Here is a 16,129-nt window from a genome sequence, read left to right on the forward strand (position 1 = left end):
TCAACCACTCTCCCCAGTGATCCCGTACGGTTCCGGATCACGCCAGCGCTCGAACGGGCGGTCCAGGGTGTACTTGCCGTCGTCCCCGAGCAGCAGCATCCGCATCTCGCCGTTCCCCGGGTTGGACAGCGACTCGAACTCGGCGACCGTCCAGTGGAACCACCGCATGCAGAACAGCCGCATGGCCAGGCCGTGGGTCACCAGCAGCACGTTCGGCGGATGGTCGGGGTCCTCGAAGCTGCGGAAGAGGCTCTCCAGGAAGCCGCCGACCCGGTCGTAGACGTCGGCGCCGGACTCGCCCTGGGCGAAGCGGTAGAAGAAGTGCCCGTAGGCGTCCCGGTAGGCCTTCTGCAGGCGGACGTCGTCGCGGTCCTGCCAGTTCCCCCAGTCCTGCTCGCGCAGCCTCGGCTCCTCGCGCACCCGGACGCGGTCGGGGTCCAGGTGGAAGGCGCGCAGGGTCTCGTGCGTGCGCCGGTAGGGGGAGACGTACACGCTGACACGTTCCCGGCCGAAGAGTTCGCGCAGTTTCTTGCCCGTCTCCTCGGCCTGCTGCCACCCTCGCTCGGTCAGGGCCAGCGCGTGGTCGGGTTCGCGCTCGTACACGGTGTCGTCGACGTTGCCCGCCGACTCGCCGTGCCGCACCAGAACGATGCGCCGTGGTCGTGCCATGTCAGAACACTAGGTCGAATCCGGCCCGGGCGAGCACTCGAGCGGACGGGTACGGCCCGCCTCACACTCGTCGCGCACCCGGCGCGACCGAGGGCACACGTGCGGTGTGCGGCCGACCGTCCGGGTCCCGGACTCACACCGTCCAGGCGGGCTCCAGATCCACGATGTCGCCGGTCAGGGCCGCCACATCGGCCTCCAGCTGGGCACGCAGCGCGAGCCGCTCGATGCGCTCCGTGCGGTACTTGCCGTGCTCCGCGGACGACTGCCACATCGACAGCACCAGGAACTCGTTGCCCGGTGCCTCCCCGAACAGGCCGCGGACCATGCCGGGCGAGCCCGCCATCGCCGGGTTCCAGACCTTCTCCTGCATGAGGGTGAAGTGCTCGGCACGCTCCTCGTGCACCCGGCACAGGGCCACCCGCAGCAGGTCGGCGTCGGTGAAGCGCGGCTCGAACCCGGTCTTCACGTCGAACCGGTGGTCGAAGAGGCGGACCTGGGCGTCGCGGAACGTGCCGGACTGGGAGGCGGCGAGCCGGTCGTGGGAGCGGGCCATGAAGGAGTCGTAGAAGGCACGGCTCTCCCAGAAGGCGAAGACATGGGCCACGCCCTGCCGTGTCCGGCTCCAGCCGCCGCCCTGCCCTCGAAATCCCGGCTCTCCCAGAAGCCCCGCCCATTTCCGTTGCCCCCGTTCGAACCCCCGGCGGTCCACCACGGTGCAACGAGTCCACTTGACCAGCACCGCGCCATGGTAAGGCCCAGGGCCGCGCGTCGGTCAGAGTGCCGAGGACGGGGTTTGTTCTGCCGTGTGCATGGCACGATGACTTCAGGCGCCGTGTGCTCCGGGGAGGACGGGGCGGGAGACTGCGTACGGCACGGGGAGAGGGGAGTTCCAGTGAGCGGGCTCAGCAAGGGGATCCGCACGGTCGAGATCGCGGTCAAGTGGGATCCGAGCCCGGCGGGCCGGCCGCCCACCGATCTCGACATCGTGGCGGCGACCTACCCGAAGAGCGATCCGCACGGTGACCCGGCCTATCTGGTGCACTTCGACAGCCGGTCCCCCGACGGCACGATCCATCTGAACCGGGACAGCCGGGACGGCGTCGGCTTCGGCTGGGACGAGGTCATGACCGTCGAGCTGTACCGGCTGGACCCCCGGTACGCGCGGGTGGTCGTCGGTGTGGTGATCCAGCAGCAGGGCGGACGCCTGACCTTCGGCGACGTGCGGGCCCCGGGGCTGCGCATCCGGGAGGGCTACACGGTGCTCGCCGAGGACGACTTCCGCGGAGTGCCGGGGGCGGCGGCCGCCGTCGTCGCGGAGTTCACCCGTGACACCACGGGCGCCTGGGGCTTCCGGGCGGGCGTGCACGGCTTCGAGGGCGACCCGGAGGCCTTCCCCCGCAGCATGGGTGCCGCACGTCGGCCGTAGGACCTCCCCCAGCATGGGCGCCGCGCGCCGGCCGTAGGGCCTTGTCGTCCGGATGCGCCGGGCGCCGGGCGGGCCGTGTGCCCCGCCCGGTGCCCGGCGGTTCGGGCGGGGCGCTCCGCGCACCCCGCCCGATGGCGTCGTCCGCTCGGGGACGGCCGGTGATCAGCTGCAGCCGCTGGTCGAGCCGCAGCCCTCGCAGATGTAGCAGGAGCCGGCCCGCTGCATCTTGGTGCCGCAGGAGAAGCACAGCGGGGCGTCCGCCTGGATGCCCAGCTGCATCTCCACCAGCTCGGCGTTGGTGTGCGCCTCCCTCGGGGCGGGCTTGGCCGCCTCGGCCTCGGCCTTCGGCGTGTCGACCGTCTTCGGCTCGGTCTCGCGCGGCGCCGACTGGGCCAGGGCCTCGACGTCGACCTCCTCGTCGATCGGCTCGTAGGAGCCGGTCTCCAGGTGGCGCTGACGCTCCTCCGCGGAGTGGATGCCGAGCGCCGAGCGGGTCTCGAAGGGCAGGAAGTCCAGCGCCAGGCGGCGGAAGATGTAGTCGACGATCGACTGCGCCATGCGCACATCGGGGTCGTCGGTCATACCGGCCGGCTCGAAGCGCATGTTGGTGAACTTCGAGACGTACGTCTCCAGCGGCACGCCGTACTGCAGACCCACCGAGACGGCGATGGAGAAGGCGTCCATCATGCCCGCCAGGGTCGAACCCTGCTTGGACATCTTCAGGAAGACCTCGCCCAGACCGTCGTCCGGGTAGGAATTGGCCGTCATGTAGCCCTCGGCGCCGCCGACGGTGAAGGAGGTGGTGATACCCGGGCGGCCCTTCGGCAGGCGCCGGCGGACCGGACGGTACTCGACCACCTTCTCCGGCGCGGCCTGCGACTGCTCGGCCTTGTCCTGCGCGGACTCCTTCTTCTTGGCGGACAGCGGCTGGCCCACCTTGCAGTTGTCGCGGTAGATCGCCAGCGCCTTGACGCCCATCTTCCAGGCCTGGAAGTAGATCTCCTCGACGTCCTCGACGGTCGCCGACTCCGGCATGTTGACCGTCTTGGAGATGGCGCCGGAGATCCACGGCTGGATCGCGGCCATCATCCGCACGTGGCCCATCGGGGAGATGGCCCGCTCGCCCATCGCGCAGTCGAACACCTCGTAGTGCTCCTGCTTCAGGCCCGGCGCGTCGATGACGTTGCCGTGCTCGGCGATGTGGGCGACGATCGCCTCGATCTGCTCCTCCTGGTAGCCCAGGCGGCGCAGGGCCTGCGGGACGGTGCCGTTGACGATCTGCATCGACCCGCCGCCGACCAGCTTCTTGAACTTCACCAGGGCGAGGTCCGGCTCGACACCGGTGGTGTCGCAGCCCATCGCGAGGCCGATGGTGCCGGTCGGGGCCAGCACGGACGCCTGGGAGTTGCGGAAGCCGTTCTTCTCGCCGAGGCGCAGCACGTCCTGCCAGGCCTCCGTGGCGGCGGCCCACACCGGGGTGTCCAGGTCGTCCATGCGCACGGCGCGGTCGTTGGCATCGGCGTGCTGCCGCATGACCCGCTGGTGCGCCTGGGCGTTGAGGGCGTAGCCGTCGTAGGGGCCGACGATCGCGGCCAGCTCGGCGGAGCGCCGGTAGGCGGTGCCGGTCATCAGGGAGGTGATGGCACCGGCGAGCGCGCGGCCGCCGTCGGAGTCGTAGGCGTGGCCGGTCGCCATCAGCAGGGCGCCGAGGTTGGCGTAGCCGATGCCGAGCTGGCGGAAGGCGCGGGTGTTCTCGCCGATCTTCTGGGTCGGGAAGTCCGCGAAGCAGATCGAGATGTCCATCGCGGTGATGACCAGCTCGACGACCTTCTGGAAGCGCTCCGTGTCGAACGACTGGTTGCCCTTGCCGTCGTCCTTGAGGAACTTCATCAGGTTCAGCGAGGCCAGGTTGCAGGACGTGTTGTCCAGGTGCATGTACTCGCTGCAGGGGTTCGAGCCGTTGATGCGGCCGGACTCCGGGCAGGTGTGCCAGTGGTTGATCGTGTCGTCGTACTGGATGCCCGGGTCGGCGCAGGCCCAGGCGGCCTCGGCCATCTTGCGGAACAGGGCCTTGGCGTCGACCTCCTCGATGACCTCGCCGGTCAGGCGGGCCCGCAGGCCGAACTTCTTGCCCTCCTCGACCGCCTTCATGAACTCGTCGTTGACACGGACGGAGTTGTTGGCGTTCTGGTACTGGACGGAGGTGATGTCCTCGCCGCCGAGGTCCATGTCGAAGCCCGCGTCGCGCAGGGCGCGGATCTTCTCCTCCTCCTTGACCTTGGTCTCGATGAAGTCCTCGATGTCGGGGTGGTCGACGTCGAGGATGACCATCTTGGCGGCGCGGCGGGTGGCACCGCCGGACTTGATGGTGCCGGCGGAGGCGTCGGCACCGCGCATGAAGGACACCGGGCCGGAGGCGTTGCCGCCGGAGGACAGCAGCTCCTTGGAGGAACGGATCCGGGAGAGGTTCAGGCCGGCGCCGGAGCCGCCCTTGAAGATCATGCCCTCTTCCTTGTACCAGTCGAGGATCGACTCCATGGAGTCCTCGACGGACAGGATGAAGCAGGCGGAGACCTGCTGGGGCTGGCTGGTCCCGACGTTGAACCACACCGGGCTGTTGAAGCTGAAGATCTGGTGCAGGAGGGCGTAGGCCAGCTCGTGCTCGAAGATCTCCGCGTCGGCGGGCGAGGCGAAGTACTTGTTCTCCTCACCGGCCTTCCGGTACGTCTTCACGATGCGGTCGATCAGCTGCTTGAGGCTGGTCTCGCGCTGCGGGGTGCCGACGGCCCCCCGGAAGTACTTGCTGGTGACGATGTTGACCGAGTTCACCGACCAGAAGTCGGGGAATTCGACGCCACGCTGCTCGAAGTTGACCGAGCCGTCGCGCCAGTTGGTCATGACGACGTCACGGCGCTCCCAGACCACCTCGTCGTACGGGTGCACACCCGGGGTGGTGTGGATGCGCTCGATGCGCAGCCCCTTGGTCCCCGCCTTCGCACTCTTGGCTCGGGAACCTCGTGCCGGACCGCTCGTCGTCTCTGTCATGCCGCCTCCCTGTACGGGCGAAAACGCCCTGAAGTGTCCCGATGTTCCGGGACACGGTGTTCTGTCTGATGCTGCGGGCATCCTCGGCCACTGCCGCCCGCAACCGTCTTCCTCGCCGCCGCTGAGCCGGACCGGGCTGGTCGTCCGGACCGGCCCGCCGATCAGCCGGCGGCGTGTGCGGGCTCGGGGTCCTCAGCCGCCCCCGTGCGCCCGCCGTCGTCCTCCTGGCTCCCCGCGACAGCGCCGTCGCCGCCCTCCTGCTGTGCGACGGGCTCGCGCATGCCTTCCCTGAGTTCCGCGATGGCGGCCTCGAAGTCCTCCAGCGACTCGAACGCCCGGTACACGGACGCGAACCGCAGGTAGGCGACGAGATCGAGTTCCTTCAGCGGGCCGAGTATGGCCAGCCCCACGTCGTGGGCGGCCACCTCGGCGCTGCCGCTGGCCCGCACCGCCTCCTCGACCCGCTGGCCGAGCTGGGCCAGCGCGTCCTCGGTGACGGGCCGTCCCTGACACGCCTTGCGCACACCGTTGATGACCTTGGTGCGGCTGAACGGCTCGGTGACTCCGGACCGCTTGACCACCATGAGCGAACACGTCTCGACGGTGGTGAAGCGGCGGGAGCAGTCAGGGCACTGGCGGCGCCTGCGGATCGACGTGCCGTCGTCGGCCGTACGGCTGTCGACGACGCGACTGTCGGGGTGCCTGCAGAAGGGGCAGTGCATGGACTCCAACCCTCCTCACAGCAGACTCATACGCCTCACCGGGGCTCACAGGCCCCGCGAAGCGACCCCCAGCATAGGCGATGTTCGTGGGGCCGAAGACCCGGGGCACCACAACTTGTGGGGTGCGGTAGCCATCCAACCACTACATGTAGGGATCGCCGGGATGACAGGCCGAAGCAGGGCGTGTCGCGCCGAACGGCACCGGAAGACCCGTGCCGACACCCGGGCACGACGGCACGGCGGCCGCTCCACGGCCGCGCGGAAGAAGCTGGACGTCCCCTGTGACCCCGGGGTGCCGGGCCCTCGGGCAGCGCCTCGTAGGCGCCGTCACGGCACCCGCCCGCCCGACCGCGGGCCGCCGGTGCACGACGGCACACCGGACACCCCCGGACGGCGGCACGGGCGCGATGCGCGTGCCCGTCCCGGGTACGGCGCGGACGGACGAGCCCCACCGTACGGAGATCCCGTGAGCGCCGCGCGGACGACACGTGCGGCTCCGGGACAGACCCGGGACGCCCTCTCGGCCGGCACATCTGTGGATGGCAGACTGAGGCGCGACCGGGAACGGTGGCACCCGGCGGTGAAGACTAACAGCAGCGCAGCCTTCCCACCCGCCGGACGCCGCGCGAGCGTTACACCCAAACACATGATCAAGTCAGGCAATCGCGACTTTTTCACTCGAACGTGTGTTTGGCGCAACCTTTCGAAAGCAACTACCGTTGTGCCGGAGGGAGACCACCGAGAGGGGCCGACGTGACCACGACCGCAGAGAGTGCCACCATCACCGCACAGGACCGCCAGGGCCGAGTCGAGTCGGTGCAGACGATGAACGACACCACGCACGCAGGAGGGCCCAAGCGCTCCCTTCCGGGCCGACCTCCAGGCATCCGGGCGGACAGCTCCGGTCTGACCGAGCGACAGCGCCGGGTCATCGAAGTCATCAGGGACTCGGTGCAGCGGCGGGGCTACCCCCCGTCCATGCGTGAGATCGGCCAGGCCGTCGGCCTGTCCAGCACCTCGTCGGTGGCGCACCAGCTCATGGCGCTGGAGCGCAAGGGCTTCCTCCGCCGCGACCCGCACCGCCCGCGTGCCTACGAGGTCCGCGGCTCCGACCAGACCGCCCCCCTCCAGCCCACGGACACCGTGGGAAAGCCGGCCGCGTCGTACGTGCCGCTCGTCGGCCGCATCGCCGCCGGCGGGCCCATCCTCGCCGAGGAATCGGTCGAGGACGTCTTCCCTCTCCCCCGGCAGCTGGTCGGCGACGGTGAGCTGTTCGTGCTGAAGGTCGTCGGCGATTCGATGATCGAGGCCGCGATCTGCGACGGCGACTGGGTGACCGTCCGCCGCCAGCAGGTCGCCGAGAACGGCGACATCGTGGCCGCCATGATCGACGGCGAGGCCACCGTGAAGCGCTTCAAGCGCGAGGACGGCCACGTCTGGCTTCTTCCGCACAACGCGGCCTACGACCCGATCCCGGGCGACGACGCGACCATCCTCGGCAAGGTGGTGGCGGTGCTGCGGCGCGTCTGAGCAGCACCTCGGCCGACCTCACCGACACGCCTCCTCGATCGGGCCCCGGAACCCCTGCGCCGGTTCCGGGGCCTTGTGCTGTACGTGCACAGGCACGGGCACGGCTGAGCGCCCCACGACGTGCGGCGGGCCCCGAATGGTTCACAGGTCACCCACGAGACGCTCAGGTCCTCAGAGGGCGCTCGGGATCCCGCCGGGACACACCTGCGCCCCGAGGCGCGCCGGCCCGCGACGGAGGCACGGACACGCACCGGGCCCTGCGGAGCCGTCGACGGCACCTCGAGTGCCCGTGACAGCCCGGATCCGGTCAGGTCCCGGCCTTCCGTCAGCCCCCGGCCCCGGCCCTCCTCCCGACCGGTGCCTCACCGGCGGGCCACGGTCACGGTGCCGTCTGCGCCGACGCTCCCTCCGCCTGCCGGGCCGCGGCGTCGATGGCCGCCAGCGACTTGCGCACCTGATGCCGGTCGGTGGTGTACCAGAAGTCGGGCAGCGACGCCTTCAGGAAGCCTCCGTAGCGTGCCGTGGCCAGCCGCGGGTCCAGGACGGCGACCACGCCGCGGTCGCCCGACGCCCGGACCAGACGCCCCGCGCCCTGGGCCATGAGCAGCGCCGCATGCGTCGCGGCGACCGCCATGAAACCGTTGCCGCCGGCCTCCTCGACCGCCTTCTGGCGGGCGCTCATCAGCGGGTCGTCGGGGCGTGGGAACGGGATCTTGTCCATGACCACCAGCTGACAGCTGGGACCGGGGACGTCGACACCCTGCCACAGGGAGAGCGTGCCGAACAGACACGTCCGGGGGTCGGCCGCGAAGTTCTTGATCAGTTCGCCGAGGGTCTCCTCGCCCTGCAGCAGGATCGGGTACTCCGGGATGCGGGTGCGCAGCTCCTCCGCGGCGAGCTGCGCCGCGCGCATCGAGGAGAACAGTCCCAGCGTCCGTCCGCCCGCGGCCTGGATCAGTTCCGTCAGCTCGTCCAGCATGTCCGCACGGTCGCCGTCCCGAGCGGGCCGGGACAGATGCCGGGCGACATACAGGATGCCCTGCTTGCGGTAGTCGAACGGCGAGCCGACGTCCACGCCCTTCCAGCGCGGCACGTCGTCGCCCTGCGTGCCCTCCGGTGCCAGGCCGAGCGAGGCGGCGACCCCGTTGAAGTCCCCGCCGAGCTTGAGCGTGGCCGAGGTCAGCACCACGGAGCGGTCCGTGAACAGTTTCTCCCGCAGCAGCCCGGACACGGACAGCGGCGCCACCCGCACCGAGGCGCCGAACCGGTCGTGCCGCTCGTACCAGACGACGTCCCACTCCGAGCCGTTGCTGATGCGCTCCGCGACGTCGTGCACCGTCTCCACGGAGGCCAGCGCCTGCCGACGGACCGCGTCCTCGTCCTCCCCCGACCTGTCCCGGGCGGCGGTCAGGGCCGAGATCACGGCGCGGGCGGCGTCCCGCAGCGCCATGAGCGCATACCCGAGATCCTCCGGGATCTCCTCCAGCCGGCCGGGCAGGGCCAGCTCCATCAGCCGCTCGAAGCCCTCGGCGGCGGTCTGCAGCTGATCGGCGACCTTCTCGTCGACGAACTTGGCGGCGCGGCGCACCGCACGGTTGACCTGGCCGGGGGTGAGTTCCCCGGTGGCCACACCGGTCACCCGGGAGACCAGCTCGTGCGCCTCGTCGACGATCAGCACCTCGTGCGGCGGCAGGACCGGCGCGCCCTCGATGGCGTCGATCGCCAGCAGAGCGTGGTTGGTGACGATCACCTCGGCGAGCTTGGCGCGCTCCCGGGCCATCTCGGCGAAGCACTCCGCGCCGTAGGGGCACTTGGTGGCGCCCAGGCACTCGCGGGAGGACACCGACACCTGGGACCAGGCCCGGTCGGACACCCCGGGGGTCAGGTCGTCGCGGTCGCCGGTCTCGGTCTCGTCCGCCCAGTCGCGCAGCCGCAGCAGGTCCTGGCCCAGCTTGCTGGTGGGCGCCGCCGCCTCGAACGGGTCGAACAGGCCATCCTCGTCGTCCTGGGGAACGCCCTCGTGCAGGCGGTGCAGGCACAGGTAGTTGGACCGGCCCTTGAGCATCGCGAACTCCGGCCGGCGCCGCAGCAGCGGATGCAGCGCCTCGACCGTGCGCGGCAGATCGCGCTCCACGAGCTGACGCTGCAGGGCCAGGGTGGCCGTCGCCACCACGACCGGCTCCCCGTGGGCGAGCGCCGGCACGAGATAGCCGAGGGACTTGCCGGTGCCGGTGCCGGCCTGGACCAGCAGGTGCGAGCCGTCGTCGACGGCGTCCGCGACGGCCTGGGCCATGGCCACCTGGCCGGGACGCTCCGTGCCGCCGACGGCTGCGACGGCGGCATGCAGGAGTTCGGGGAGAGAGGGCTTCGTCATAGCTCGACCACCCTACGGCTCGGGACTGACAAACGGGCGACCGTGCCCGCATGAGCGCCGGCGCGGCGGTGCGGTGACCCGGCCGTGTGCTCACAGCACCGCGCGCAGCGACCGGTCGCGGATCAGCAGAGCGGCCCGTTTGCCGGGCAGGTCGATCTCCGCCGCGAACCGGAAGCCGGCGGTCAGGAACGCGGCCACCGAGGGCGTGTTGCGCAGGTCGGGTTCCGCCACGACACGGGAACACGCCGGCCGTGCGTCCAGGATCGAGTCCGCCACGGCACGCAGCAGCACACTGCCGACTCCCCGTGCCCGGTCGGCGGGGCTTCCGATGAGCAGGTGGACGCCGGTGTCGTGGGGCCGGGCGGGATAGTGGCGGGCGAGCGGATCGAGGTCGGCCCGGTAGATCTCCCAGTAGCTCATCGGTCTGCCGTTCAGCAGTCCGAGGCAGGGGACGCTGCGTCCGTCGCCGTCCAGCTGTGCGCGCAGATGGGCCGCGGTCACGCCCTGCGGTCCGGCGAGCTGCCAGTACTCGGCCACGGCGGGGTCGTTCATCCAGCGGCTCAGCACCGCGAGATCGCGGTCGATGCGGACCGGGAGCAGCCGGAAACAGCCGAGCGGGGTGGGCCGCTCGCCCCAGCTTCCTACGTGATCCAGCAGGTCGGGGGCGGTTGGTGCTCCTCCGGTCCCGGCGGGTGTGCGCCGAGGGACGGCGTCGGATCCGGACGCGGCACAGGTGTCGGTGTCGGTGTCGGCATGAGCCATGGCGTACTCCTTACGGAGAAGCAGCTGGGGAGGCAGCACCGCTCGGAAAGCAGCGAGGGCGGACGCGGGGGCAGGAAGGTAAGGGCCGGGCCGCCCGGCCGGCGTCGGGGGTGACGCCGGCCGGGCGCACGGACGTCCGCGGGGTGGGCCCGAGGCGTTGGCTCCGGGCGTTCAGGAGTGCAGCGGGTTGGCGAAGGTGACGTACACGGACTGGGTGTCGACCGGGCCGACGAGTTCGTCCAGGCCGCTCAGCCGGGTCAGCAGGTTCGCCTTGCAGCGCAGGACGGGTGAGTCCAGCAGGCGGGCCGGCAGGGTGGAGCGGGTGCGGGCGGGGCCGTGGGCCGCGCTGTGCAGGAAGCGGCGGAAGGCGGCCAGGAGCAGGTGCTCGTCGGCGAGCCGCTGGGAGCCGAAGGCGCCGATGAGACCGAAGACGTTGTTGACCGCGAGGTAGTAGGCGAAGCGTTCGTCGGCGACCTCGTCCGCGACGAACGTGTCGCTGTGCTCGCCGATGCCGGGCAGCCGGGCGTCGAGTGCGGCGCGCCGGGAGGCACGGAAGTAGTAGCCCTGGTTGTCGCGGTAGCGGCCGCCCGTCGGCCAGCCGTCGGCATCCAGCAGGACCAGGGTGTTCTGCTGGTGTGCCTCCAGGGCGATGCCCGCCTCGCCGTCCAGCCACAGCACGGGGCGCACCACGTGTTCCAGATAGCGCAGGAACCACTCGACGCACACGGCCGTGCGCGGGCGCCCGGTGCGGGCGACCAGATGGGCGACGATCTCCTCCAGCCGCGAGCGCAGGAGGGGTGCGGATCCCGGCGGTACGGTACGGGCGCCGGCCGGCGCCGGTACGGTACGGGCGCCGGCCGGCGGGCGCGGGCGCTCGGCGAGGAGTCCGGCGACACAGGCGACGTCGTCCGCAGGGGCGAACGGGTTGTGCCGGATCACCACGTCCAGGCCGGGCACGGGTGCTCCGTCCCGGTCGTCGACGCCCAGCCAGGCGGGGTCGCGGACGATGTCGAAGCCGGGATGCGCGGCCCGCCACTGCCGGGACAGGCCGGTGCGCAGCAGCCGATGGACCTCGACGCCGCGGTGCAGTTCCTTGCGCAGGTTCTCCCGGCAGGAGTTGGTGATGCGCACGGCCAGCGACAACTTGAGCATGCAGGGTGCGCCGGTGCGGTGCACGGTCCGCACGGAGGACGTGGGGTGCCAGGCGGGGCCGTGCGGGCCGAGGTCGCGCACCTGTCCGGTCTCCAGCAGGGCTTCGACGGCCGGCCGGTGCCGTAGTTCGCGCGCCTGCCAGGGGTGCAGGGGCAGGGCGGCGTACCCGTCGGGCAGCGGCAGGTCGGCGCCCGCGAGCCGGGCGGTGAGCACGGCGGCGGGCACGGGCCGGCCGCCCTCGGTCCAGGCCGAGTCGGTGGCGAGCACGGACGGTGCCACCGCCATCCAGTGCAGCGGGAAGGCGCCGCGCAGTTCCGGCGAGTAGCGGCGCACCTCGCTCTCCGTCAGGCCCTCGCGGCTCTTGGGGGCCGGGTGCAGCGGGTGGCCGAGCAGCAGGGCCTGTTCGGCGGAGAGGAACAGGTCGGGGCCGTCGGCGGGGCGGGCGCGCCGCTCGCGGAGGAACAGGGCGGTGTGCCGGACGGAGTCGGCGACCCGGGCGACGAGGTCCGCGGCCTCCGCGGTGCCGGGACCGGCCGGTGCGCTCGAGGTCGCGGCGGTCGCGCGCGCTGTCGCGCGGTGCTCCCGGGTGAGCAGGGCGGCGAGGGTGACGGCGTCGACCGGGGCGGCGGCGTCGGCACCGGCCGGCCGGGGCAGCCCGAAACGGTGCCGGCCGGTGGGCGACCAGTGGCGGACGGGGACGAGCAGGGTCGTACCGCTGGCCGGCAGCGGGATGCGCAGGACGCCGCGGCCCGCGGGGTCCGCGTCGCGTGTCCAGGCGTCGGTCTCGCGCACCCAGCAACGCAGCAGCGCCTCCACGGTCGCGGCCTGGGCGGCGGTGTACGGGTCGGGGTGGTCGAGCGGGTCGGGGGCCGCGGTGTCCCCCCGCCGGGGCGGCGGCGTCCGGTGGGGCCGGCGCGGGACGGTGCCCGTCGCGTCGCCGGGGGCGGAGGGGCTGGAGGAAGGGCCGTGAGGTGGGGGGGTGGTGGTCAAGACGGCTCCTCGTGGTGCGGTGCGTGGTGCTGTGTGCGCGGCGTCGAGTGCGGGTGCCGGTGCGCGGGATCGGGTACGGGCGGGGGCCGTGGGTGGTGTGTGGGGGAAGGGGGAGCGTGCGGGTGGGACCGAGGGTTCGAGGGTCTGTGGGGCGCCGTCGTCGCCCGGCTCGGCAGGGGTGCGTACGGCACGGACGGGAGCGCTTGGGTGCCGCAGGGCGCCGGCCGTGCGATGACGGCGTGCGGGACCGTGTCCTGTCGGGTGGTCACGTCCCGGTGCCGTCGCAGCGGGTCACCCCGCCGCCCGGGCGTCTTGTGGGGTGCGCGGGTGGTCGTGGCGTCCGGTCCGGTTCCGCGCGCCGTCGTCGGTGCGGTGGTCGCGGGCCGCGGCCTCGATGGCGTCGGCCAGCCGGTCGAGCACCGCCTCGGCCTGCTCGTCGCTGATGGTCAGCGGCGGCAGCAGCCGTACCACGCAGTCGTGGCGGCCGCCGAGTTCCACGATCAGTCCGCGGCGCAGGCTTTCCCGCTGGACAGCGGCGGCGAGGGCGGGCGCCGGGGGCAGCGGTGCGCTGCCGCCCATGGGACGCTCCCCCGCCCGGTCGCCGTCGCCCCGTGTCTCGCCTTCGGGGTCCACCATTTCCACGCCGATCATCAGGCCGCGCCCGCGCACCTCGCCCATGCACGGCTGATGCCCCGCCAGGTCGCGGAGGCGGGCGAGCATGCGGGAGCCGAGGTGTGCGGCGCGTTCGGCGAGGCGGTTCTCCCGGACGTAGGCGAGGGTGGCGGTGCCGGCGGCCATGGCGAGCTGGTTGCCGCGGAAGGTGCCCGCGTGGGCGCCCGGTTCCCACACGTCCAGGTCGTCGCGGTGGACGACGACGGCCAGCGGCAGGCTGCCGCCGATCGCCTTGGACAGCACCATGACGTCGGGCACCACCCCGCTGTGCTGCACCGCCCAGAAGGCGCCGGTGCGTCCGACCCCCGTCTGGATCTCGTCGGCGATCAGCGGCACGGACCGCTCGGCGGTGAGCTGCCGGATGCGGCGCAGCCAGGCGTCCGGTGCGGGGAGCACCCCGCCCTCGCCCTGCACCGGTTCCACGATCAGCCCGGCGGGCAGGGGCACACCCGACTTGGGGTCGTCGAGGACGGACTCGGTGAAACGGGCGGCGAGTTCGGCCCCGCGAGCGCCGCCGACCCCGAAGGGGCAGCGGTAGTCCTGGGGGTAGGGCAGCCGGGTCACGCGAGTGTCCGCGGCGTGGCCGGAGGCGGCGGCCGCTCCCGCGGTCATGCCGTGGTAGGCGCCGGTGAAGGCGGCGATCCCGGTGCGCCCGGTGGCGGCGCGGACCAGGGTGAACGCGGCCTCCACCGCGTCGGTGCCGGCCGGTCCGCAGAACTGCACGCGGGCCCGCTCGGCCAGCCCGGCCGGCAGGGTGCGGAAGAGTTCGGTGACGAAGGCGTCCTTGACGGGGGTGGCCAGGTCGAGGGCGTGCAGGGGGGCGCCGGAGTCGAGGACCTTGCGGACGGCTTCGAGGACGACGGGGTGGTTGTGCCCGAGGGCCAGGGTGCCGGCGCCGGAGAGGCAGTCCAGGTAGCGGCGGCCGTCGGCGTCCTCGACGGTCAGGCCGCGGGCCCGTACCGGCACGATGGGCAGGGCCCGCGCATAGGTGCGCGCCGCGGACTCGCGCGCCGACTGGCGGCGCAGAATCCCCTCGTGCCAGGCGGGTGTTCCGGCACACGCTCGCTCGTCGGACACCGGTTCCGTCACCGTCACGGCTTCCCGTCCCTCCCGCTGTCGCAAGGCGTCGGTGTCCACCTGTCCCGTGGATCCGGCCTCCCTGTGCCGCAGGCCACCGGCGGCGCGGCCGCGCTCCGGTGGGGGGCCCGGATACGGACAGCGGGCCCCCCACCGCTACAACCGCCCTCCGCCCGCCGGGTTACGGGTCGCGAGCGGATCGGTGACTGCGGGCCGTGACGCAACCGTTGCGGTCCGGTCAGCGGTCCCCCACAGCGACCGCATAGGGTGTGGTGCCGTCGTCGTTCGCCGCCGCGCCTCAACTCGGTCCGCGCACCGGGCCGGTGGCACGGCGACAGCAGCAAGTCCGTTCAGCGCAGGGGGAGTCAGCCGCATGCGATCCATACGCCCGTCCGTCACCGTCCGCCGGCGAGGAGGTGCCCGGCGCCCGCGCACCGCGTCCTCCGCGCTGGCCGCCGTCGCGCTGGTCTCCGCCCTGGCGCTCACCGCGACGGCCTGCGGCCCCGGCGACGACGACGCGGACGCGAAGCCCTCCGCGTCCGCGGCCGCGGCGGGCGACGGCGGCCTGAAGATCCCGGACAATCTCCGCGAGAAGCTCAAGGAGCACGGGATCGACATCGACAAGTGGAAGAACGGCGCCTGGAAGAACTGGGACAAGGACGACTGGCTGCGCGAGGCCGACGAGTTCATCAACCCGATCATCAAGGGGCTGTGGAACGCGGACCGCATGCGCCGGGCGAAGGATCCCGACCGGGCCGTCGACAGCGACGACATCGCCGGTGACCAGGGGGTCACCGATCCCACGCCCGCCCCGGTCAAGGCGCAGGCGGTGCCGCCGAAGTACCACGTGAACGCGGCGACCGCGGGCAAGGTGTTCTTCGACTCCCCCGAGGGCACGATGGTGTGCTCGGCGACGGTGGTGCAGGACCCGGCGCACCCGGGCAAGTCCAACCTGGTGTGGACCGCGGGGCACTGCGTGCACGCCGGCAAGAAGGGCGGCTGGTACCGCAACATCGCCTTCGTGCCGTCGTACAACGACGCCGGCCGCAGCGCCGACGAACTGCAGGGCGCCACCCGGGACGAGGTCGCTCCCTACGGTGTGTGGTGGGGCGACTGGGCGCAGACCTCCCAGCAGTGGATCGAGCAGGGCGGTGCCACGGGCGGGCAGGGCGCGCCGTACGACTTCGCGGTCATCCATGTGACGCCGGAGAAGGACACCGGCAAGTCGCTGGAGGAGATCGTGGGTTCGGCGCTGCCGGTGGACTTCGACGCCCCGGCGGTGCCGCAGGTGCACAGCATCACCGCGACCGGCTACCCGGCGGCGCCGCCGTACGACGGTCAGCTGCTGTACCAGTGCCAGGACAAGCCGGGCCGGCTGTCGGTCACCGCGGACGATCCGACGATGTACCGGATCGGCTGCACCATGACCGGCGGGTCGTCCGGCGGTGGCTGGGTGACGACCGGCGCGGACGGCAAGCCCGCCCTGGTGTCCAACACCTCGATCGGCCCGGAGACCTCGGGCTGGCTGGCCGGGCCGCGTCTGGGTGCGGTGGCCAAGGAAGTGTACGACTCGGTGAGCGAGAAGTTCGCCGGGCAGTGAGGCGGTGACGTCCCGCGCCCGGCACGGGTGAACGCGGCGGGCGCGGACACCGCACACAGGTAAGGGCCCGCTTCCCGGAGGACCGGGAAGCGGGCCCTTACCTGTGTGCG

At 72.3% G+C, this 16,129-nt stretch carries 11 protein-coding genes; 3 read left to right on the forward strand and 8 right to left on the reverse strand.

What is annotated here, in order from left to right; translation table 11 throughout:
- Entirely contained in the window at positions 1-669 is a 669-nt protein-coding gene (locus OG899_RS05810) for a histidine phosphatase family protein (protein WP_125498235.1), read from the reverse strand.
- Between the two features lie 133 nt (positions 670-802).
- Positions 803-1,408: a YdbC family protein gene (locus OG899_RS05815; protein WP_125498236.1), complete on the reverse strand. Its 606-nt coding sequence runs from the start codon at positions 1,406-1,408 to the stop codon at positions 803-805.
- Between the two features lie 153 nt (positions 1,409-1,561).
- Between OG899_RS05815 and OG899_RS05820 the strand changes: the two genes are divergently transcribed.
- Positions 1,562-2,095, forward strand: coding sequence for a TerD family protein (locus OG899_RS05820; protein WP_125498237.1), 534 nt, complete (start codon positions 1,562-1,564; stop codon positions 2,093-2,095).
- 162 nt (positions 2,096-2,257) lie between these two features.
- Here OG899_RS05820 and OG899_RS05825 read toward each other — a convergent pair whose 3' ends face one another.
- Together OG899_RS05825 and nrdR are read right to left on the reverse strand one after the other, a co-directional pair.
- Positions 2,258-5,140: a vitamin B12-dependent ribonucleotide reductase gene (locus tag OG899_RS05825; protein ID WP_168130809.1), complete on the reverse strand. Its 2,883-nt coding sequence runs from the start codon at positions 5,138-5,140 to the stop codon at positions 2,258-2,260.
- 161 nt (positions 5,141-5,301) lie between these two features.
- Positions 5,302-5,862, reverse strand: coding sequence for a transcriptional regulator NrdR (nrdR, locus tag OG899_RS05830; RefSeq protein WP_125498239.1), 561 nt, complete (start codon positions 5,860-5,862; stop codon positions 5,302-5,304).
- Positions 5,863-6,615: 753 nt separating this feature from the next.
- Between nrdR and lexA the strand changes: the two genes are divergently transcribed.
- On the forward strand, positions 6,616-7,392 hold the full coding sequence (lexA, locus tag OG899_RS05835; protein ID WP_125498240.1) for a transcriptional repressor LexA: 777 nt from the start codon (positions 6,616-6,618) through the stop codon (positions 7,390-7,392).
- 379 nt (positions 7,393-7,771) lie between these two features.
- Here the strand turns inward: lexA and OG899_RS05840 are convergent, their stop codons facing one another.
- The 4 genes from OG899_RS05840 to OG899_RS05855 form a co-directional block, all read right to left on the reverse strand.
- The gene (locus tag OG899_RS05840; protein WP_168130808.1) at positions 7,772-9,766 is read right to left on the reverse strand and encodes an ATP-dependent DNA helicase; all 1,995 of its coding nucleotides are present in this window, start codon (positions 9,764-9,766) and stop codon (positions 7,772-7,774) included.
- Between the two features lie 90 nt (positions 9,767-9,856).
- On the reverse strand, positions 9,857-10,528 hold the full coding sequence (locus tag OG899_RS05845) for a GNAT family N-acetyltransferase (RefSeq protein ID WP_125498242.1): 672 nt from the start codon (positions 10,526-10,528) through the stop codon (positions 9,857-9,859).
- Positions 10,529-10,699: 171 nt separating this feature from the next.
- Positions 10,700-12,670, reverse strand: a complete 1,971-nt coding sequence (locus OG899_RS05850; RefSeq protein ID WP_168130807.1) for an IucA/IucC family siderophore biosynthesis protein — start codon at positions 12,668-12,670, stop codon at positions 10,700-10,702.
- A gap of 291 nt (positions 12,671-12,961) precedes the next feature.
- Positions 12,962-14,437 carry a diaminobutyrate--2-oxoglutarate transaminase family protein gene (locus tag OG899_RS05855; RefSeq protein ID WP_125498158.1) on the reverse strand — a complete coding sequence of 492 codons (1,476 nt, stop codon included), beginning with the start codon at positions 14,435-14,437 and terminating at the stop codon, positions 12,962-12,964.
- Positions 14,438-14,792: 355 nt separating this feature from the next.
- Between OG899_RS05855 and OG899_RS05860 the strand changes: the two genes are divergently transcribed.
- Positions 14,793-16,019: a serine protease gene (locus tag OG899_RS05860; RefSeq protein WP_168130806.1), complete on the forward strand. Its 1,227-nt coding sequence runs from the start codon at positions 14,793-14,795 to the stop codon at positions 16,017-16,019.
- Positions 16,020-16,129: the final 110 nt, after the last annotated feature.

The organism is Streptomyces thermoviolaceus, from assembly GCF_045209695.1.
GTDB classification, from domain to species: Bacteria; Actinomycetota; Actinomycetes; order Streptomycetales; family Streptomycetaceae; genus Streptomyces; species Streptomyces thermoviolaceus.